Raw genomic sequence first — 20695 nt, 5'->3', positions numbered from 1 at the left:
TCTGTCCGGGGCGTCACGGGGACGGTCGATATACCTGTTTTTGCGAGGGAAACACGGCGTAACCTGGCGCTTGGGACCCTATCGCCACCGAATGTGAGGCATGCCCGATGCAGCCGGACACCCAGGGCACGCTGGGGAATCTCCCCGCGGAACTGACTCACTTCGTCGGCCGAGGACGTGAGATCGGCAAGGTCCGGCAATTGTTGTCCGAGTCGCGGCTGGTGACCTTGACCGGGATCGGCGGGGTAGGCAAGACCCGATTGGCGATCAGGGTGGCCGAGGAGGTCCGCCGGGCGTTCGACGACGGGGTCTGGCTGGTCGAGTTCGGCAAGGTTGCCGAGCCGGAACTGGTGGCCGGGGCCGTCGCGTCCGCCTTGAAACTGACCGGGCCGACGGCCCAGCCCCCGCTGGAACTGATCGTCGACCACATCGCCTCCCGCCATCTGCTCCTGGTGCTCGACAATTGCGAGCACCTGGTGGACGCGATCGCCGCGCTGGCCGAATCGCTGCTGCGCGCCGCGCCCCGGTTGCACATCCTCGCGACCAGCCGGGAACCGATCGGTATCGGCGGGGAGTCGGTGGTCCCGGTGCCGCCGCTGTCGGTTCCCGGGGCGGAGCGGTCGCCGAGCCTGCGCATGCTGTTGCGGTGCGACGCGGTCGCCCTGTTCGTCGACCGCGCGCGTGCTGCCGTCCCCGGCTTCGAACTGACCGAGGACAGCAAGATCGCCGTCGCACGCATCTGCCGACGGCTCGAGGGCCTGCCGCTGCCCATCGAGTTGACGGCGGCCCGGCTGCGGGCGATGTCGGCGGAGCAGATCCTGCAACGGCTCGGCGACCGATATCGGCTGCTGATCGGCGGCGGTCGCGCGGCGCCGACCCGGCAACAGACGCTGCGCCAGTGCGTCGACTGGAGCTACGACCTGCTCACCGACCGCGAGCGCGAGCTGTGGGCGCGTGTGACGGTGTTTGCGGGCGGCTTCGAGTTGGACGCCGCGGAAGCGATCTGCGGTGACGGACTCGATCCCGGCGACGTTCTCGACCTGGTGGGCTCACTGGTGGACAAGTCGATCTTGATCCGGGAGGCGTGCGGCGACGGCATCCGGTACCGGATGCTCGAAACGCTGCGCGAATACGGCCGGGAACGGCTGCGCGGCAGCGGTGACGAGCAGGCGTTGCAGCGCCGCCACCGCGACTGGTTCGAACGGCTGGCGCTGCGGGCGTACGCCGAGTGGATGGGACCGCAACAGCTGGACTGGATCGATCGGCTGAACCGGGAACAGCCCAATCTGCGTGAGGCTTTGGAGTTCTCCCTGACCGAGCCCGGCGAGGTGGGATCGGCCGAACGGATTGCGGTCGGCCTGTACGAGTTCTGGGTCGCGCGGCAGCGGGTCAGCGAGGCCCGCTATTGGCTCGGGCGCGCGCTGGAGCGAACGGGCGGTGCCACGCTGGAACACATCGCGGCACTGAGCGCGGACACGATCTTGGCCGCGATGCAGAGCGATATCCAGTCCGGGTCCGCGCGCATCGAGCAGGCGCGGGTGCTGGCCCGCGGCAACGAGGTGTTCGGCGCCTATGTCAGCGGTGCGCGTGGACTGCTGTCCCTGTTTTCCGGCGACTTCGCCGGTGCGGTGACGCACTGCGAACAGGCGCTGCCGGTGTTCGAAGCCGCCGGTGACGTCTTGCATCAGGTGTCGATCCTGCTGGCACTCGGCGCCGCCTGCGGTCTGCTGCAGGACACGGACCGCGCCATGGGTTACCAGGAGCAGGCGCTGGCAATCACTACAGCGCGTGGCGACTCGGTCTATCGGTCCTACGCACTGTCCCAGCTCGCCTCTACGACGGTCGAGCGCGGCGATCTCGAACGCGGGGCAGTGCTCGTGCAGGAGAGTCTGCGATACTCCCGGACAATCGACGACTTGTCGGGCGTCGCGAGCGGTCTGGCGGTCCTGGCCTTCGTCATGGCCGAGCAGCGTCAGGCGCAGCGGGCCGCGGTGCTGGTCGGCGCCGCCATGTCGGTCGCCGAATCCGTGGGCAGCCAGTCGGTCAAGCTTCTCGAGATGTTCGGCCATCACCAGCAGGCGCAGCAGTCCGCCACGCGTGCGCTCGGGCAGCGCGCTTTCGATGCGGCGCTGCGCCGGGGCCACGAGCTCGGTATCGAGGGGGCGCTCGCCTACGCACTCGAGGAGAATCCGGCCGCGGCGGCGGAGCTGCCCGCCGCGATGGCCGCACTGACCCGCCGCGAGAAGCAGATCGCCGAACTCGTCGCGCAGGGCCTGACCAACCGGGCCATCGCCGAGAAACTCGTCATCTCACAGCGCACGGCAGCAGGGCATGTCGAGCACATCCTGAGCAAGCTGCACTTCACCACCCGCGCCCAGGTCGCCGCCTGGGTGGTCGCCCAGAACCAGAAGTAGTAACTCGAGGTAGCTACCGAGTCTTGCCGCGACGACTCCCCGTGAGATCAAGCGCTACATCAACCTGTTCCGTTTCTACACTTTGTCGCCCACCTGCAATGATGTGCGGTATGAGCACCCCCGACCAGCATCGTGAACAGCGACTGACCGCTGAAGAGTTCATGGATGGCGCGGCGGACGAGCTGGGTGACATCGAGATCGTCGACGGCCGGGTCGTGCAGGTGATGGCGCAGAGCCCGCTGCACAGCCGGGTGGTTCGGCGACTTGCGGGGTTGCTCGAGGCGGGACGGCGCGACGGCGGCCCTTGCATGGTCGTGGATTCCGACGTCGCGGCTCGATTCTCCGATGCCGAATCGACGGCGGCCGATCGGCGGTTGAACATCCGCTACCCCGATGTGTGGATTCGCGATTGCGAACCGTACGACGTCAACTCGGTGCGGGACCACCTGTTGCTGGTCGTCGAGGTGACCTCGGAATCGACGATCGACGCCGACATCACCGACAAACGGATCCAGTATGCGGCCGCGGGGATTCCGCGCTACCTCATCGTCAGGCTGGATCAGAAGGAGGAACGGATCGAGGAGATCGAGGAGTACCGCCTCGATTGGTCCGGTCGCCGGTACCGGGCGCACACCGTGCACCGCAGGGTTCTCCTTCTCGACGAACCGGTCGAGGTGACCATCCCGTTCGACATCCTCGAGCAAGCCTGACCGCGGCCGAGCCGAATGGTGGCTCGCCCGTGGCATGAGGCGAGTTCGACGCTCGTGATCACTACACTGGGACAGTGTGGACGCGCTCTCGGCGCAGCGGGAATTCACCGGCTACGGACTGTCGCACTGGATTGTCCTGGCGATATTCGTGGTGGGGGCGATCCTCATGGTCTGGATCGGGCGCACGCACCGAAGTGCCGCCGCCGCACGACGATTCAGCCGAGCATTCGGTGTCTTGACGCTGGCGATCTATGCGGCGATCTATCTCTACACCATGATCCCTCCGACCATCGAGCGCTCCGTCCCCTTGCGGCTGACCGATCTTGCCACCGTGGTCGCCGGATACGCATTGTGGTCACACCGACGCTGGGCGTACGCGCTGACCTACTACTGGTGCCTCACCTTGAGCACGCAGGCGCTGATATCACCGGCTCTGCAGAGCCAGGACTTCCCGAGCAAGGAGTTCCTCGCCTTCTGGGCGATCCACCTGGCCGTGGTGTGGGCCGCGATCTATCTCACCTGGGGTATCGGCATGCATCCGGATTGGCGGAGCTATCGAATCGCCGTGGGAGTCACCGCGGTGTGGGCCGCGCTGACATTCGCGTTCAATACGGTGGCCGGTACCAACTACGGATTCGTCAACGCGAAACCCGCGACGGCGTCGCTGCTCGACGTACTCGGCCCTTGGCCCTGGTACCTGGGCACAGTGGCCCTTCTACTGATCACCGTCTGGGCATTGATGACCTGGCCGTGGGTCCGTGACCAGTGACTCCGTACGCTCCCGGGCGGTCTGGGCACAGTGCTCGTTCGCCGTTTCCGCGAGCTCGAAGGGATAAAAGGTGACCGACGAGTGACCCTCAGCCACTGGGCTGTTCGCCTCTGCCGCGTCGAGAACGGGTGACGTGACAGAGGCCGGCTCGCCTCAGCAGGTCGGCAGCGACGAGAATGGTGTGGTGCCATCGGATTCCGTGCCTCGCCTGCTCGACGACGTCACCCTGGAACTGTCGTCGGTGGTCGCGAACAATGCGATGAATCGCGGACGCGGGCTCGCGGGTGTCAACAGCTACGCGCGGGAACTCGGTTTCGATCCGTATGAGCGACTGGTCGATCGGGTGCGGGGCGATTCCCGCGCCGCGGTCACCTGGATCGACGTGTGCTGCGGGTCCGGCCGCGCCCTGCTCGAAGCGGAAGCCCGTTTCGCGCAGGAGTTTCCGAAGGCCGAGGTCACCCTGATCGGCATCGACCTCGTCGACTTCTTTCTCGCCCGGCCACGCACCCCTCGCCTGTGGTTGATCACCGCATCAGCTACCACCTGGACACCGGACCGGCCCGCCGACCTGGTCACCTGTGTTCATGGCCTGCACTACATCGGCGACAAACTGGCCGCGGTCTCGGCCATGGCGGGCTGGATCGCGCCGGGCGGGCTGTTCGCCGCCGACTTCGACCCCGATGAGATCCTGACCGCCGATGGTGCACCGGCAGGCACTGTCGTCATCGATGCGTTGCGCGCGAGCGGCATGACCTATGACCGGCGAAAGCGGCACTTGCGGGGACAGGGCCCACGATCGCCCCGATTCCCCGCGACCTATCTGGGTGCCGATGACACCGCCGGCCCCGGCTACACCGGACAGCCGTCGGTCAGGTCGTATTACGCCTGGTGACGTCGTGCGTCGGGGTGCGATGACCTTTCGGTCAGCGGGCGGTCGAACTCGCCGGTAGCCTGAGCCCGTGAGACCGATGGGCACGGCGCCGGGTACCCCGGCGCGGCCGGGAGTCGCTCTGGCAGCAGTTGTCGCCGTGGTGTTCGTGACCTTCTTGGACACCACCGTGGTCAGTGTTGCGCTCGGCGATATCCGGCGTGAGTTGAGTACCGATGTGACGTTGCTGCAGTGGGTGGTCAACTCCTACACCGTGGTCTTCGCCGGGCTGATGCTGGCGGGTGGGTCGCTCGGTGACCGGTGGGGGCGCAAGCGGGTGATGATCATCGGTCTGGTGATCTTCTGCGCCGGATCGGTGGTTTCCGCGCTCGCGAGCAGCGTCGCGATGCTCATCGCCGGTCGCGCGATCATGGGACTGGGTGCCGCGGCCTCGGAGCCGGGGACCCTGTCGGTGCTGCGCCACATCTTCCCGGGTGAGCAGGCGCGGGCCAAGGCGGTCGGGGTGTGGGCGGCGGTGTCCGGACTGGCGCTGGCGGCGGGTCCGGTCTTGGGTGGCGTGCTGGTTCACGCCTACGGGTGGCGCTCGATCTTCTGGTTCAACCTGGTGATCGGGGCGGTGGCGCTCGTCGCCGCGCTGTGGTCGATCCCGGAGAGCTCGGATCCTCGTCAGGAGCCGGTCGACTGGGCCGGAGCGGTTCTTGGCGCAACGGCTTTCGGGTCCGTGATCTACGCCGCGACCGTCGGTCAGGATCGGGGTTACACGGCGCCGTCGGTGCTGGGGCTGTTCACGCTCGGCGGCATCGCGTTCGCGGGGTTCGTGGTCGTGGAAAAGCGGGCGCGCGCACCGATGCTCGATTTCCGCTACCTGCGCCTGCGGGCCGTGCGCGGGGCGCTGGTGGTCGCCTTCGCCGTCTATTTCGGCATCTTCTCGATCTTCTTCTTCACCGCGTTGTATCTGCAAGTGATGCAGTCGTATTCGGCTGCGCGCACCGCCGCGGTCTTCGTGCCGATGGCCGTCGCCATCGTGATCGGGTCGTTGGCCGCGGGCTATTGGGTGGCGCGTCGTGGCGCGCGTATTCCCATGATCGTCGGTTGTGTACTCGGTGCGGGCGGGATTTTGCTGACCCGCCACGAGCTGTCCGGGACCCTGCACGATCCGTGGCTGGCGGCGGCGATGGCGGTGGCCGGGTTCGGTTTCGGGATCGCGGTGGTGCCGTTGACGTCGGCGGTGATGTCGGGTGTCCCGGCGGAGCACTCGGGGATGGCCGCCGCGGTGACCAATACGATGCGCCAGGTCGGTTCGGCGTTCGGTGTCGCGGTGCTCGGTGTCCTGGTGAGCTCGTTCCTCTCCGCGGACCTGCGGGCGCGGATGACCGAATTGGGTCTGCCGACCACGTTGCAGCCCGACGCCATCCAAGCCGTGGAACGCGGCCGCATCCCCGAAGGCGTCGACATCGGCCCGTATCTGCAATACCTGTCGAAGGTGAACGAGGTGCTCAACACCGGAAAGGTCGCCTTCCATCACGGGCTGGATGTGGCCCTGCTGGTCTCGGCGGTGATGATCCTCGCCGCGGCGGTGTTCACGGCGCTCGATACCGAACGCAGCAGGACAGACTCGAAGTAGCCGCGATTGTCGCGTAGATGGGCCGAGTTCACCTGGTGGTGGTCTCCATCCGTCATGCTGGTGCGGTGGTAGTTGTCTCTGATGTCGTCCCGGTGCGCGGCAGTGAATATTCGATCTTGTTGCGCCGGATCCGGGCGGCGGGCCTGTTGGACCGGAATCTGCGGTACTACGGGTGGAAGAGCGCGATCACCGCGACGGCGTTCGTCGCCGGGTGGGCGGCGTTCTTCGTCCTCGGTGACTCGTGGTGGCAGCTGGGCGTCGGGGTGTTCCTGGCCGCGGTGTTCTCGCAGATCGCGTTCCTGGGGCACGACGCCGGGCACAAGCAGATCTTCGCGTCCCGGCGGGCCAACTACCTGTACGGCCTGATCGCGGGCAACCTCGCCATCGGGCTGAGTATCGGCTGGTGGACCAGCAATCACAACCGGCACCACGCCCACCCCAACACCGAGGGCGCGGATCCCGATGTGATGGGAATTCTCGCTTTCTCCGGTGATCGCGCCCGGGCGGGCACAGGGATCCGCCGGCTGATCTTCCGTTACCAGGCGTGGCTGTTCTTCCCGATGCTGTTGCTCGAAGGCGGCAGCCTGCATTACGCGAGTGTGCGGGCGGTGTTCCGCTGGCCCATCCCGAATCGGCTGTGGGAGGGCGCGCTGCTCGCCGCGCACGGCGTCGGTTACCTGTCCGCGGTCTTCCTGGTGCTCCCGCCCGGAAAAGCGCTGGTGTTCATCGCTGTTCAGCAGGGTCTGTTCGGGCTCTACATGGGCTGCACGTTCGCGCCCAACCACAAGGGGATGGAGGTGCTGCCGGAAGGTGACAACACCGACTTCCTGCGCCGGCAGGTGCTCACCTCCCGCAATGTCCGCGGCGGCTTCCTCGTCGATACCGCCCTGGGCGGGCTGAACTATCAGATCGAACACCATCTGTTCCCATCGATGCCGCGCGCCAATCTGGGCCGGGCCCAGCCGATCGTCGCCGGGTACTGTGCCGAAATCGGTGTGCCGTACTGCGAGACCGGTCTCGTGGAGTCCTACGTTCAAGCGCTGAGTCACCTCGACGAGGTCGGCCGCCAGACTCGGACGTCACCGCAACTGGTCGACTAACCACCACGACCCGCCCGCACTGTTCGGTGCGGGCGGGCCTCGGTCAGAGCCGCGGGTCCGTCGGCACCGATTCCATTGCCAGGATGGCGAACACGAGCTCGTGCACCCGCCACAGTGGCTCCCCGGCGGCGACGGCGTCGAGCGCCGCCAAGCCGAGGCCGTGTTCCCGCATCGCGAGACCACGTTTGCGGCTCAGAGTCCGATCACGCAGGCGTGCAAGGTGTTCCGGTGCGGTGTAGTCAGGCCCGTAGATGATCCGCAGGTATTCGCGCCCACGGCATTTGATGCCCGGCTGGACGAGTTTGCCCTTCGCGCGGTGTGTCAATCCGGCATAGGGTTTGATGACCATGCCCTCGCCGCCTGCCTCCGTGAGCTCGAGCCACCAGGCGGTCGCCTCGGCCTCGGCGACCGGATCGGCCAGCTCGACGACACGACGCTCCGTGCGCCGGAACATCTGCGGATCAGCTGCGACGAGACGGTCACAGAGGTCGAGGTGCCAACCATGGTCGCGCCCCGCATAACTCGCGCCCTCGGCCGCCAGGACCGCGAACGGAGCGATCTGGATACCGTCTAGATCCGTTGTCGGCCAGCAGTATCGCCGGTAGGCGGTGGTGAAGCCCGTCGCGTTGTCGGCGCGGGACGCGGTGCGAGCGCGGAGGTCACCGAGGTCGAGACCGCGTGCGAGTCCGGCGTCCAGGGCGGCGACAGCGGGCGGCAGGGCCGACCGCGCGGCCGCACCCATGGCCGCGTACTGCGTGCGGATCAATCCGCCCGCCTTGGCCGACCACGGCAGCAGTTCGCAGTCCAGGAGCAGCCAGCCGGTGTCCAGTTCGTCGAACAGCGGTGCGGCAGCGGCACGGACACGACCCAGCAGGGTCTCTGTCAGCGCCGCATCGGTGAAGAACGATCGTCCGGTGCGGGTATAGATCGCACCGGAGCGGCCATCGGGCATCCCGAATCGGTCCGCGGCGGTGGCCTCGTCGCGGCAGACGAGGACAACGGCCCGCGAGCCCATGTGCTTCTCCTCGCACACGACCCGCTCCACGCCCGCCGCGCGATAGTCGGCGAACGCCTCGGTGGGATACTCGAGATAGCCCTCGACCGTCGACGTCGACGGCGGCGACATGGTCGGTGGCAGCCACAGCAGCAGCCGCGGATCGATCGCGAACCGGCTCATCACTTCCAGTGCGGCAGCGGCGTTCTCGGCTTCGACCAGCACGGTGCCGTAGTCGGTGCGCAGATGCCTGCGACCGGTGACGTCGGCGAGGTCGAGTGTTTCGGCGTCGCGGGCGGATTCGGCGTCGCCGAGCGGCTTGACCGGCGCGTAGTGCATCCGTTCGGCGGGCACCGACACGAACGTCTTCTCCGGATAACGCAGCGCGGTCAGCTCACCGCCGAAGACCACACCGGTGTCCAGGCAGACGGTGTTGTTGACCCACTCCACCTTCGGCGTCGGCACGTGCCCGTATACGACCATCGCCGAACCGCGATAGTCACGTGCCCATGGGTACCGCACTGGCAAGCCGTATTCGTCCGTCTCCCCGGTAGATTCGCCGTACAGGCAGAAGTCACGGACCCTGCCGGAGGCTCGCCCGTGGTACGCCTCCTTCAGCCCGGCGTGCGCCACCACCAAGCGTCCGTCGTCCAGGCGCAGGTGGCTGACCAGCTTGTCGATCCATCGCGCCGCGGACTCGACGAACTCCGGTGGCTCGTCCGTCAGCTGTTCCAGCGTCTCCGCCAGCCCGTGCGACACGGTTACCTTGCGCCCGCGCAGTTTCCGTAGCAGCTTCTGCTCGTGGTTGCCCGGCACGCACAGCGCGGCACCGCTGGCGGTCATCCCCATCACCAGCCGCAGCACGCCCGGTGAATCGGGACCACGGTCGACGAGGTCACCGACGAACACCGCCTGGCGTCCCGCCGGATGTGTGGCGTCGACCGCCCGCCCTGCCGCGTCCCTGATCAGCTGCCAGCCGAGTTCGCCCAGCAGGCTTTCCAATTCGGACCGGCAGCCGTGCACGTCGCCGATGATGTCGAACGGCCCGGTGAGTTCGCGCCGGTCGTTCCACGCGCGTTCGTAGGTGATGGTGACGTCGGCGGGATCGGTGACGACGTGCACCTTGCGGAACCCCTCGCGGCCGAGGTCGCGCAGCGAACGGCGCAGATCCTGGCTCTGCCGCCGCAGCACCTGGCGGCCGAACTCGCGGTCGTCGCGATCCTTGGTCCGCTCCCAGGCGACGGCTTCGGGCGTATCGAGGACGATCGCGACCGGCAGCACATCGAAAGACCGTGCGAGCGCGACGAGTTCGGCTCGCGCGTGCTTCTGCACATTGGTGGCGTCGACGACGACCCGCCTCCCGGCGCGCAGCCGGAGTCCGGCGATGTGGCGGAGGGCGTCGAAGGCGTCCGTGGTCGCGGACTGGTCGTTCTCGTCGTCGGCGACCAAGCCGCGGAAGAAGTCCGACGACAGCACCTCGGTGTGCTTGAAGTGCTCGCGCGCGAAGGTGGACTTGCCGGATCCGGAGATACCGATCAGCGCGACGAGGGACAGTTCGGGAAGGTCGAGGTTCATGGATCAGGCCTTCCGGAAGAGCGCGAGCTGAGTGGGGGAGCCGACGTCGGGGTCGTTGTCGCCGACGGGGCGGATGTCGACGGTGTAGCCGAAGGATGTGCCGACGCGGGCGGCCCAGGCGGCGAATTCCGCACGGCTCCATTCGAATCGGTGATCGTCGTGGCGGTGCCCGTCGAGGGTCTCGTAGTGCACGTTGTACTCGACGTTCGGTGTCGTCACGATCACCGCGCCGGGTGCGGCGTGGCCGAAGACGGCGCGTTCGAGCGCGGGCAGCCGGGCCTCGTCGACGTGCTCGATCACCTCCATCAGGACCGCCGCGTCGAAACCGCGCAGGCGGTTGTCGTGGTAGGTCAGTGCGGACTGGATCACCGTGATCCGGGCACGCTGCCGGTCCGACATCCGGTCGAACCGCAACCGCCGCTCCGCGATCGCCAGCGCGGCGCTCGACACGTCGGCACCGACGATCTCGGTGAAACGGTGGTCGGCCTCCAGCGCGAGCAGCAATGTGCCGGGGCCGCAACCGAGATCGAGCACGCGAGTTGCTCCGGTCTCCGCCAGGGCGGCCAGCACCGCCTCCCTGCGCAGTTGCACGAGGGGCGTGCGGCGCTCGGCCGCTTCGATGCGTTCGACGGCGGCGCCGGGGTTTTCGGGCTCCGCGTCGTCGACCTGGTCGTCCGCGGAGCGCAGGCGTTCGAGGGCGGACTGGGTCAGCGTTCGTCGCCCGGCCAGGTAGCGGCGGGCGATGAGTTCGCGGTCGGGGTGGCTGCCGAGCCAGCCGTCGCCGGCGCGCAGCAGCTTGTCGACCTCGTCCTCGGAGACCCAATAGTGTTTGGTGTCATCGAGCACCGGCAGCAGCACGTACAGGTGGTTCAAGGCTTCGGACAGGCGCAGCGTGCCGGTCAGCCGCAGGTGGGTGTACGGGGAATCGCCCCAGTTCGGGAACTCGGGGTCCAGCGGTTCCGTCGTGGCGGACACGGTCCAGCCCAGCGGCGCGAACAAGCGCGCGACGAGCTCGGTCCCGCCCCGGCACGGCACGGCAGGCAGTTCGATCTCCAACGGAATCGCGGTGGCAGCCAGCTCGGCGCGATCCCGGCTCGCCCCGTTGAGCGCGGACCGGAACACCTTCCCCAGCGCCACCGACAGCAGGCTCGACGCCACATACGGCCGGTCGTTGACGTAGCGGCCCAGCGCGGCGCCGTTGTGCCCCTTCGCGGGCCGGGCCAGCTCCACCGGATCCACCTCGAGCAGCAGCGCTACCGTGCAGCGGTCGGTATCGGCCTGGGGGTAGAAGACGTGTGCCGCTCCACCTGTCGTCGCGAAGGACTGCACCCGGTCGGGGTGTTTGACCAGCAGATACCCGAGATCGGTCGCCGGGGTATGGGTGGTGGAGATCGTCAACAGCACAGACCGATCCTGTCATGGCGTGCCAGTGAATTTCCGGCGTGCGCGTCGCGGTCTCGACTGTGGGGGCGGCGGGAGATAATCGCGGCGCACGCCCGGTAATCGCCGGGCCTTTCGGAAGGTGGCGTGATGGTGGCGGTCTCGTTGGTCTTCGTCGGGATCGCCGTGCTGTTGCACGGGTACATCTTCGTCATGGAGTCGTTGCAGTGGACGCGGCCGCGGACCCGGGCGACGTTCGGGATCACGGCGGAGCAGGCCGAAGCCACCCGGGAGATGGCGTTCAACCAGGGGTTCTACAACCTGTTTCTCGCGATCGTCGCCGCGACGGGCATGGGGTTCACCGCGTTCGGCGACGCCGGGATCGGGGTGGCGCTGGTGCTGGCCGGGGCAGGGTCGATGGTCGCCGCCGGTGTGGTGCTGCTGGTTTCGTCGCCGGACAAGGCGCGCGCCGCGCTGATCCAGTTGGTTCCGCCGTTGATCGGTTGTGTCGCGCTGGTGCTCGCCCGGCTCTGATCACCGGCGCGACAGGCGTACCCGGTCGCATCCCCTCAGGCGAAGTCGAAGGTGGGCGGAACGGCGACGATCACGGCGGCGGCCCAGATGCCGTACACGGGGAGGTAGTGGGTTTGCCAGCGTTCGAGATCGGCGAATCCCTTTCTGCCGCGTGAGAATCCGATGCCGAGGCGGACCGACCATGCCAGGTTGACCAGGAGCACCACATTCATGCCGAGCGCGACGACCTTGTTCGGGGTGGAGCCGAATTCGGCGATGCGGGTGAGCATGGCGGCCAGCATGACCACGTCGACGGCGAGGGCGCTGATCACCAGGACCAGCTGGAGGCGGTCGAAGAGGCCGGGCGGGGCCAGTGGGTCGCGGGCGGAGATCGAGTACAGCAGCAGACCCAGGACCAGGACCAGGATCAGGTCCATCAGGATCAGCAGGGTGCGGTCGACGTCGATCACGCTGCGGGTCGTCGCGAACGCCGCGAGCAGGGCCAGCAGCATCGCGATGGTGAGCGGCGTGAACACCCGGGTGAGCACCGGTGCGATGTTCTCCACGACGTTCTGTTTCGCCTCGACCAGCCAGGCGGCGACGATCACCGCGCCCGCGGCGCCGAACGGCAGCACCCAGTCCTCGATGACCGGCTCGATATCCAGATCCAGCGTCGCGAACGCGCCGACCGTGAGGCCGATGAGGACGCCGCCGCCCAGCGCGAGCAGCGTGAGGTAGACGAACCATTCGCCGGTGAACCGGATGAAGTCCATCCGGCGGCGGTCGCAACGCCAATCGCCGCCGACATAGGCGAGGCCGACGACGAACCACAGCGCGATCGGTGCGTGGATCGCGGCGATGATCTCCGTGGTCCCGCCACGCTCGAAGGGATAGAGGTTGAGCACCAGCGCGGCGAGCCCGAACGGCAGGACCAGCGCCGCGGCGACCTTCGCCGTGACCTGCCGCTTCCACGCGAAATAGCCTGCGAGGAAAGGCAACACGAGCAAACTGACATTCACGGCGATGGCCGAGTCCTGGAGCCGGGCGAACCCGGCCTTCAGCGACAGCGCCGCGCCGACGGCGAGCGCTAGCACTACCACCAGCTCCCGATTGCCCTGCCGCTCGGCATCTTCGGACTCGCTGGGCAGCAGAACGAGCTGCTTCCACAGTCTTTCGGAATGCTCGCGGGCGAACTCGCGGGATATCGCGTCGAGACTGCCCATCCGCTTGACCGCGACCAGGAACGCTTCGTCGCCCGCGAGGCCCGCGTCCTGCAAGGTCGAGACCTGTTCGCGCAGATGGTCTTCCATCTCGTCGACATCGGCGACGGAGATCGCGCGGTGGCGCTGCACGTAGCCGCGCCACTGCGCGATATGGGCCTGTAGCTGCGCCTCGGTATCCATCATGCCCATCCCTTCGCCACGCTCGGCGGCAGCGTGGTGCTGCGCCACACCTGGTCCAGCGCCTCGGCGACAACGGTCCACTGTGCGCGCCGCTCCGCGAGCGCCGCCCGGCCCGAGTCGGTGATCAGGTAGTGCTTGCGCCGCCGCCCACTGTCGGAGATGCGCCATGCCGAGGTCACGTGCCCCAGCCGCTCGAGCCGGTGCAGCAGGGGATAGAGCATCCCGTCGGTCCACTGCATCCGCCCTCGGGACAGCTCGTTCACCTGCTCGAGAATCGCGTACCCGTAGGACTCGCCCTCGGCGAGAATTCCGAGCACCAACGGCGTCGCCGACGCCGCCACCAGGTCTTTGTCGATCCGCATCGGACTCCTATACGTAGAACCGCTAGGTCATAACCTAGCAGATCTAGGTATCCAGGCGCTGCGTGCCCGCGAACGAATCGGCCGAGGGTGCGTGCCCTCGGCCGAATTCGGTGCCGGGGGTGATGATTTCGCACCCTAGGGTGAGGATCGCCGGATATCGCCTAACAGGGCTGTTCAGGGTCCCGATGGAGTCAGCAGTACGCGCGATCGGCGCGGCGGGGACACGAATCGAGGAATCATGAAGAACGCAGTTCGGATGGGTGCGCTGATCGCCATTGCCGCGGCGACGGTGGCAGGCTGCAGTGCGGAAAACGGTTCGGGGACAACCACGTCGACCACCACCGGCAAGGCCTCGGCTACCGCCGCTCAGCCGTCGGCCGGTCAGCAGCCGCCGGCCACCCAGGCTCCCGGCGCGACGCAGGCGACCGAGGCGCCTGCCCCGGCCACCGAAGCGCCTGCCCCGGTGACCGAGGCGCCCGCGGGGACCTCGGCGCCGGGCACCACCGCCCCGAATCCGGCGCCCGCCGACGACATCAGCGGACCCGGCCGCTGCATCGATCCCGCCTCCACCGGCGTGCAGAACGCTCTGTCCCGCCTGGGCGGCAGCTGGGTCGCCTCGCAGGCCTCGGCCGACCGGCCGGGCAACTGTGGAGAGCTGCTATGGGTGCGAGCGGTGGGTGGCAACTCGGCGGGCGCGCCGATCCACATCCTGTTCTTCAGCGGCGGAAAGTGGTTGGGCACAGCCACTTCCGAGGCCTACGCCTTCACCTACGTCACCGGTGCGAGCGGCAACGCGGTCACCGTCGACTACAAGTGGCTGGTCGCCGACGAGCCGTTCGCCGCGCCGCAGGGCGGCCCGGCGACGATCACCTACACCTGGACCGGCTCCAAGCTCACGATGAGTGCGCCGCTGCCGACGGAAGTGACCCAGCCGCACCGCTAGACGCCGGGACGGGGCGGTATCGAAACTGATGGTTTCGTATGATCCCGCCATGGCGACGTCGAAACACGCGGGGGGACGCCCCCGCGAGCAACGGGTGGACACCGCGATCGCGGCGGCGGTGCGCGCCGTGATCGGGGAGAGCGGTTACGCGGGGCTGACCGTCGACGCGGTGGCGGCGACCGCCGGAGTCGGCAAGGCCTCGATCTACCGCCGCTATGCCACCAAACAGGAGATGACCTTCGCGGTCCTGCTGCACGACCTGCGCGAGGAATCGCCCGCCGACACCGGGACACTGCACGGCGATCTGAGCGCGCTGACCGAGCAGATCGCCGAGCAGCTGCGCGGCCCCGGCGCCGGCACCCTGACCGGCCTGCTCGCCGATATCCGCGCCGACCCCGAGCTGCGCACCCGCTTCGCGGAGACCTTCCTGGCCGTGGAACGCGGCATCATCACGACCTTGCTCGACCGCGCGATCACCCGCGGCGAACTGACCCACCGGCCGGACGCGGCGCTCGTCCAGGCATTGCTGCTGGGTCCGCTGTTCGCCTGGCTGATCGTGCTCGACGAAGACTCTGCGCGCGCAACGGAACTCGCCCACCTCGTCGCCACCGTGGCCACCAACGCGCTCACCGCGAACCTGCTGCCGACCGAGACCTGGTCGACGCCCGTCACCGCTCCGGATGCAGTACCAGGACGGTGATCTCGCTGGGTGCGAAGACCCGCAGTGGCGGGCCCCAGTAGCCGGTGCCGCGGCTGGTGTAGAGCTGGGTGTTGTTCGCGTGCCTGCTCAGGCCGGCGACGACCGGCTGGTCGAGCCGGACCAGGTAGTGGAACGGCCAGATCTGGCCGCCGTGGGTGTGCCCCGAGATCTGCAGGGCGACACCGGCCGCGGAGCTGTCGGCGATCTGCTTGGGCTGATGGGCCAGCAGGACGACCGGCAGGTCCGGGTCGGTGCCCGCGAGCGCGGCGGGCAGATCGGGACCGTGGCCGGGCAGGCCCGCGCCGGTGGGGTCGTCGATACCGGCGACGATCAGCCGGTCACCGTCGCGGTCGACGGTCCGGTGCGCGTTGTGCAGCGGCTGCCAGCCGATCGAGGCCATGTGGTCGATCCAGCCCTGCGCGTCGCCGAAGTACTCGTGGTTGCCGGTGATGTAGAACCGGCCGAGCGGGGCTTCGACGCGGGCGAGCGGGTCGACCTGGGCGCTCCGCTTCACCACCGAGCCGTCGGCGAGATCGCCGGCGTGGCAGGCGATGTCGGGCCGCTGGGCGTTGACCACGTCGACCACCCGCTCCGACCACTGCTGCCGGTCGAGCGCGGCGAAGTGGGTGTCGGTGACGACCACGACGCGCAGTCCGTCCAGCCCCTCGGCGAGGCCCCGGATCGCGACGTCGACGGTGCGGACCCGCGGCACCCGGCGCGCCTCGTACACGCCGTAGGCGACCAGCGTCACCGAGACCGCCAGCACGCCGAGCGCCACGATCCGCGCCGCCTGCGCGCCGTCGACCCCGGCGACCGCCAGCGCGCCCCGGGCGAACACACCGATCACCGACCACGAGAACACGACCCACAGCACGCCGAGCATGCTGTCGCCGACAATGACCGCCGGATCGGATTGGGCGGGTCCGTGACCGAAGAACATCGCGGCGGGCAGGCACAGGTAACCCAGCACGCAGACCACGGTCCCGATCCAGAACAGCGGTCCGGTGCCGCCGGAAGGCGCCGCCACCAGGGTCCACCAGGGCAGGGCGAACAGCACCGCCGGAATCAGCAACATCAACATCAGGCGTACAGCGAGTCTCACGGGGTCCCGTCCTGCGCAGGGCCGCCCGGAGGGTCGCGGCCACGACTAGATCATCCAGCCTAGCGCTGCCGGATCGCCCGGCCCATTGCCCGGCAGCGTGCGGGCCGGTTGACTGGTGGCATGCGGATCGCCCTGCTCGCCGCCGGATCGACCGGCTCGTCGCCCGGCTGTGTGCGGGCCGGGTGACTGATCGCATGCGGATCGCCCTGCTCGCTGCCGCGGCCGTCACGGTCGTGCTTGTCGTCGTCGGCATCGTCGTCGTCCGTCATGACCCCGGGGCCGCTGATCCCGTTGTCGCGGGGACGACCGAGCAGGTACTCGAGCACGACGGCCGTACCCGCAGCTACCGCGTCTACCGGCCTGCCACGCTGCTGACGCGGGCGCCGCTGGTGGTGGTGTTGCACGGCGGCCTCGGCACCGGTGAGCAGGCGCAGCGCGCGTATGGGTGGGATGCGCGGGCCGATGCGGGCGGGTTCGTCGTCGCCTATCCCGACGGCGTCGACCGTGCCTGGAACGCAGGCGGCGGCTGCTGCGGCAATCCGGGCCGCACCGGCGTCGACGACGTGGGGTTCCTGACCGCGATGATCGACGAGCTCGCCCGCAGCATGCCGATCGACCGCGACCGGATCTACCTCACCGGCATGAGCAACGGCGCGATGATGGCGTACACGATGGCCTGCCGGACCTCGATCGCCGCCGCCGTCGGTGCCGTCGCGGGCACCCAGCTCGGCGACTGCCCGCACCCGTCGCCGACCTCGGTGATCCACGTGCACGGCACCGACGACGAGAACGTCCGCTACGACGGTGCGCCCGGCAGCGGTGTCGCCCGGATTGACGGACCGTCGGTGCCGGAGCTGAACGGTTTCTGGCGGGCGGTCGACGACTGCGCGCCGCCGGTGTCGTCGACCGATGATCGCGTCACGACCATGCGGGCGAGCTGCCGTGACGGGCGTGCGGTCGACCTCGTCACGGTGGCGGGTGCCGGACACCGGTGGCCGGGCGCCGAGCTGTCCCCGCTCGAGCGGCTCGGTGCGGACCGCCCGTCCGATGCGATAGACGCGACCAGGCTGATCTGGGATTTCTTCGCCGTGCACCACCGCTGAACCGGCACAGGCGAATCCGGCCTCCCGCGGCGGTGCGTCGCGGCGGATAGCCTGATCGCAGTCACGTGGGTGGTCGTGATGCGAAGGAGCAGTGATGGAGTTCGGGCCAGGGGCGATCCTTGCGGGATACCGCATCGAACGCAGGCTCGGCGGCGGGGGAATGGGCGCGGTCTATCTGGCCCAACATCCACGGCTGCCGCGCCGGGACGCGGTGAAGGTGCTCGACGCGCGGCTCGCGGTGGAACCGACGTTCCGGGCGCGATTCGAGCGCGAGGCCGACCTGGCCGCCCGGTTGCGGCACCCGAACGTCGTGCAGATCTTCGACCGTGGCGTCGACGGTGACCGGCTGTGGATCGCGATGCAGTTCGTCGACGGCCTCGACGCGGCGCAGCTGCTGCGCCAGGGTCTGTCGGTGCTCACGCCCGAGCGGGCGGTACGCATCGTCGCCGAGGCGGCCAAGGGCCTGGACTACGCGCACCGGCAGGGCCTGCTGCATCGCGACATCAAACCGGCCAACCTGCTGATCGCGCGCGCCGAGGACGGCACCGACGAGGTGCTGGTCACCGACTTCGGGATCGCCCGCAGCATGGGGGAGACGACCAGCCTCACCTCGGCGGGCTCGGTGCTCGGCACCCTCGCGTACGCGGCGCCCGAACAGCTCGAGGGCGATCCGCTCGACGTGCGCACCGATGTGTACGCCCTCGGCGGCACCCTCTACGAGCTGCTCACCGGTTTCGTCCCGTTCCAGCGGGAGAGCCCGGCCGCGTTGATCAGCGCGCACCTGATCGAACCGCCACCGCGTCCGTCGGCAGGCAATCCGACGTTGCCGCTCGCCCTGGACGCGGTGATCGCGCGCGGCATGGCGAAGAACCCGGCCGATCGGTTCGCCAGCTGCGGTGCGCTCGCCGACGCGGCGGTCGCGGCGCTCACCGGCAGTCCGGTGACGGGGGATACCGCTGTGCTGCCGCGAGAAACACAGGCGTCGCAGCCACGGTTCTCCCGTGATCCCGCATCGCCGCAAGGCAGGTCGCGGATGCGGAGAGTCCTGGTCGGAGTCGGCGCCGCGGCGGTGGTAGCCGGGGTGACCGCGTTCGCCGTGCTGACCGCCAAAGACCGTGCGATGACCGGTAACTCCGGCGGGCCGACTACCTCAGCGGTCGCGCAGATCGGGGCGGTGCCGGACAGCCCGACCGCGGCGACGGCCCTGCGTCCCTGGCTCGACGACGTCCTCGCCGGTGACATGAGCGCGCTGATCCGCAAGTGCTGGACCCAGTCGCCCGCCGAGATCCCCCGGATGTACGGCGACGTCCAGCAGATCACCGACGCGGTGCGCCGCCCGGGGATCCTCGGCCGATTCGGCCCTTATTGGCAGAACGATGTGCTCCAGGTGAGCTTGCGCCCCAGCGAGTTACGGTCCACCTACGGTTGCCCGATCGTCAGCGACAGGGCGGCGACACGGCTCACCGACGAGCAGGCCCGCTACACCGCCGAGCGCTATCTGAGCCGGGTCGTCGGTTATCCGGTGAACCCGGCCGACGTGGAACCGGACTACCCGCTGCTGTGCACCGGCGCTCAGCCGGGCAGTGCGCTGTCCGGGATCCGGCGCTTCGACGACAAGGCGCTCACGGTCCGTGGCACGGCAGGTTCGGCCGTGACGGTCAGCGCGCCGGTGACCAGCACCGACGGTGTGACGACCGCGGTCGACCTCACCCTCGACCAAGCCGCGAACGGATTCTGCATCTCCCGCATCGACCCGGCAGGTTGAGCTTCCGCAGCGAAGAGAACTGCGTCACATCGGTTTTCGATGTGCCCCCCGGATCGGGGGCGCGCTATGCTGCCCGGCAGGATCCGCCCGCAGACTGTCGTGTCGTGTCGCGGCCGGGTGGAGTGGGGAGCGGCGGTGCCGCACAACGGAAAGGTCTGTACTCCGATCATGCTTGGCGTAACTGTGGGAGGGGCGCAGGAGCGCCGACCCAGAACCAGCAGGCTCCGGCGCACCATGGCCGGTGCTGTCGCGACCGCGCTGCTGCCGCTCGGGGCATCGGTGGCCGCGGTGGGTCCCGCGGCAGCGGATGCCGACCCGTCGGCGATCGACTTCCGGGTCGATTCCTCGATGGGCACCATCAACACCCGCATCATCCGGGCCGCCGACGGCAACACCGACCGGGTGGTCTACCTGCTCGACGGTGAGCGCGCCGAGGACGACCTGAACGGGTGGGAGAAGCACACCTCCATCCCGGCGCAGATGGCGAAGTTCAACATCAATGTGGTGATGCCGGTCGGCGGCCAGTCCAGCTTCTACGCCGACTGGGACCAGCCGAGCAACTTCTTCGGCGTCAACCCCGACGGTTCGGCGCTGCCGAGCGCGGACTCCGGGTCGGCCATCGGCGGCTGGGAGGACACCAACGGCAAGGTCAACGCCTATCAGTGGGAAACCTTCATCACCAAGACCCTGCCCGACGCGCTGAAGAGCAAGCTGGGCTTCAGCTCGACCCGCAACGGTGTGGTCGGCCTGTCCAGCGGTGGCAGCGCGGCGCTGTTGATGGCGGCCTACCACCCGGAGCAGTTCACCTATGCCGGTTCGCTGTCGGGCTACCTGCACATGTCGACGCCGGGCATGCGGGAGGCGCTCGGCGCGGCGATGATCGCCAGCGGTGGCTACAACATCGAGGCGATGGCGCCCGCGGGCAGCGAGAAGTGGCGGCGGATGGACCCGTACGGGTTCGCCGAGAAGCTGATCGCCAACAACACCCGCCTCTACATCTCGGCGGGTAGCGCCAAGCCTGCCGACCAGGACCTGTCCTCGGTCGACGCGATCACCCAGGGCATGCCGCTCGAGGCGATCGCGCTGGCCAACACGCGATCGTTCGAAAAGCGCATCACCGCACTGGGCTACACGAACGTCAGCTACGACTTCCCCGATATCGGTATCCACAACTGGGGTACCTGGGAGCAGGTCGCCATTCGGCTGATGCCCGATATGGCGCGCAATATCGGTAAGCCGCTGCCCGCCGGTGCGCCGCCCGCCGGTGGTGAGCCGCCTGCCGGTGCGCCGGGTGGTCAGCCGCCCGCCGGTGGTCAGCCGCCTGCGGGTGAGCCAGGGAAGTAGTCGGT

17 protein-coding genes are annotated in these 20695 nt (G+C 68.7%); 12 read left to right on the top strand and 5 right to left on the bottom strand.

The genetic code is table 11. The features are described 5' to 3' along the window. Positions 1-107 precede the first annotated feature (107 nt). From ACFVAV_RS07920 to ACFVAV_RS07895, 6 genes are all read left to right on the top strand, one after another. A complete protein-coding gene (locus tag ACFVAV_RS07920; protein WP_379031689.1) occupies positions 108-2414 on the top strand; it encodes an ATP-binding protein in 2307 nt (768 codons plus the stop codon). A gap of 110 nt (positions 2415-2524) precedes the next feature. Continuing rightward, positions 2525-3124, top strand: coding sequence for a Uma2 family endonuclease (locus ACFVAV_RS07915; RefSeq protein WP_379031686.1), 600 nt, complete (start codon positions 2525-2527; stop codon positions 3122-3124). A 76-nt stretch (positions 3125-3200) separates the two neighbouring features. Then, the gene (locus ACFVAV_RS07910; RefSeq protein ID WP_379031683.1) at positions 3201-3893 is read left to right on the top strand and encodes a TIGR02206 family membrane protein; all 693 of its coding nucleotides are present in this window, start codon (positions 3201-3203) and stop codon (positions 3891-3893) included. A gap of 184 nt (positions 3894-4077) precedes the next feature. Then, positions 4078-4785, top strand: coding sequence for a class I SAM-dependent methyltransferase (locus tag ACFVAV_RS07905; protein ID WP_379031680.1), 708 nt, complete (start codon positions 4078-4080; stop codon positions 4783-4785). A gap of 76 nt (positions 4786-4861) precedes the next feature. Continuing rightward, positions 4862-6406 (top strand): MFS transporter, encoded by a 1545-nt coding sequence (locus ACFVAV_RS07900; protein ID WP_379031852.1) that lies wholly within the window; start codon positions 4862-4864, stop codon positions 6404-6406. A gap of 17 nt (positions 6407-6423) precedes the next feature. Further along, on the top strand, positions 6424-7506 hold the full coding sequence (locus tag ACFVAV_RS07895; RefSeq protein WP_379031676.1) for a fatty acid desaturase family protein: 1083 nt from the start codon (positions 6424-6426) through the stop codon (positions 7504-7506). A gap of 43 nt (positions 7507-7549) precedes the next feature. Here the strand turns inward: ACFVAV_RS07895 and ACFVAV_RS07890 are convergent, their stop codons facing one another. Both ACFVAV_RS07890 and ACFVAV_RS07885 read right to left on the bottom strand, forming a co-directional pair. Then, positions 7550-10075 carry a polynucleotide kinase-phosphatase gene (locus ACFVAV_RS07890; RefSeq protein WP_379031673.1) on the bottom strand — a complete coding sequence of 842 codons (2526 nt, stop codon included), beginning with the start codon at positions 10073-10075 and terminating at the stop codon, positions 7550-7552. A gap of 3 nt (positions 10076-10078) precedes the next feature. Next, positions 10079-11479 carry a 3' terminal RNA ribose 2'-O-methyltransferase Hen1 gene (locus ACFVAV_RS07885; protein ID WP_379031671.1) on the bottom strand — a complete coding sequence of 467 codons (1401 nt, stop codon included), beginning with the start codon at positions 11477-11479 and terminating at the stop codon, positions 10079-10081. 126 nt (positions 11480-11605) lie between these two features. Between ACFVAV_RS07885 and ACFVAV_RS07880 the strand changes: the two genes are divergently transcribed. Next, complete coding sequence (locus tag ACFVAV_RS07880) at positions 11606-11989, top strand: DUF1304 domain-containing protein (protein WP_379031668.1); 384 nt, start codon at positions 11606-11608, stop codon at positions 11987-11989. A gap of 35 nt (positions 11990-12024) precedes the next feature. On the opposite strand, the gene ACFVAV_RS07875 is transcribed toward ACFVAV_RS07880, so the two are convergent. Further along, the gene (locus ACFVAV_RS07875) at positions 12025-13371 is read right to left on the bottom strand and encodes a permease prefix domain 1-containing protein (RefSeq protein WP_379031849.1); all 1347 of its coding nucleotides are present in this window, start codon (positions 13369-13371) and stop codon (positions 12025-12027) included. Next, complete coding sequence (locus tag ACFVAV_RS07870) at positions 13371-13733, bottom strand: PadR family transcriptional regulator (protein WP_379031665.1); 363 nt, start codon at positions 13731-13733, stop codon at positions 13371-13373. The genes ACFVAV_RS07875 and ACFVAV_RS07870 overlap by 1 nt, the downstream gene beginning before the upstream one ends. Positions 13734-13971: 238 nt before the next feature. Here ACFVAV_RS07870 and ACFVAV_RS07865 point away from each other — a divergent pair, with 238 nt between their 5' ends. Both ACFVAV_RS07865 and ACFVAV_RS07860 read left to right on the top strand, forming a co-directional pair. Next, entirely contained in the window at positions 13972-14676 is a 705-nt protein-coding gene (locus ACFVAV_RS07865; protein ID WP_379031663.1) for an LppP/LprE family lipoprotein, read from the top strand. A gap of 49 nt (positions 14677-14725) precedes the next feature. Further along, positions 14726-15376: a TetR/AcrR family transcriptional regulator gene (locus ACFVAV_RS07860; protein WP_379031660.1), complete on the top strand. Its 651-nt coding sequence runs from the start codon at positions 14726-14728 to the stop codon at positions 15374-15376. Here ACFVAV_RS07860 and ACFVAV_RS07855 read toward each other — a convergent pair. Then, positions 15345-16478, bottom strand: coding sequence for a metallophosphoesterase (locus ACFVAV_RS07855; protein WP_379031657.1), 1134 nt, complete (start codon positions 16476-16478; stop codon positions 15345-15347). The genes ACFVAV_RS07860 and ACFVAV_RS07855 overlap by 32 nt on opposite strands. 194 nt (positions 16479-16672) lie before the next feature. Between ACFVAV_RS07855 and ACFVAV_RS07850 the strand changes: the two genes are divergently transcribed. From ACFVAV_RS07850 to ACFVAV_RS07840, 3 genes are all read left to right on the top strand, one after another. Then, positions 16673-17581 carry an alpha/beta hydrolase family esterase gene (locus ACFVAV_RS07850; RefSeq protein WP_379031846.1) on the top strand — a complete coding sequence of 303 codons (909 nt, stop codon included), beginning with the start codon at positions 16673-16675 and terminating at the stop codon, positions 17579-17581. Positions 17582-17675: 94 nt separating this feature from the next. Further along, positions 17676-19346: a protein kinase gene (locus ACFVAV_RS07845; protein ID WP_379031654.1), complete on the top strand. Its 1671-nt coding sequence runs from the start codon at positions 17676-17678 to the stop codon at positions 19344-19346. Between the two features lie 234 nt (positions 19347-19580). Then, positions 19581-20690 (top strand): alpha/beta hydrolase, encoded by a 1110-nt coding sequence (locus ACFVAV_RS07840; protein ID WP_379031651.1) that lies wholly within the window; start codon positions 19581-19583, stop codon positions 20688-20690. Positions 20691-20695 lie beyond the last annotated feature (5 nt).

Source organism: Nocardia sp. NPDC057663, from assembly GCF_042799895.1.
Classification (GTDB): Bacteria; Actinomycetota; Actinomycetes; order Mycobacteriales; family Mycobacteriaceae; genus Nocardia.
The sequence above is the reverse complement of the archived record's forward strand: the minus strand, read 5'-3'. Positions and strand labels throughout refer to the sequence as shown.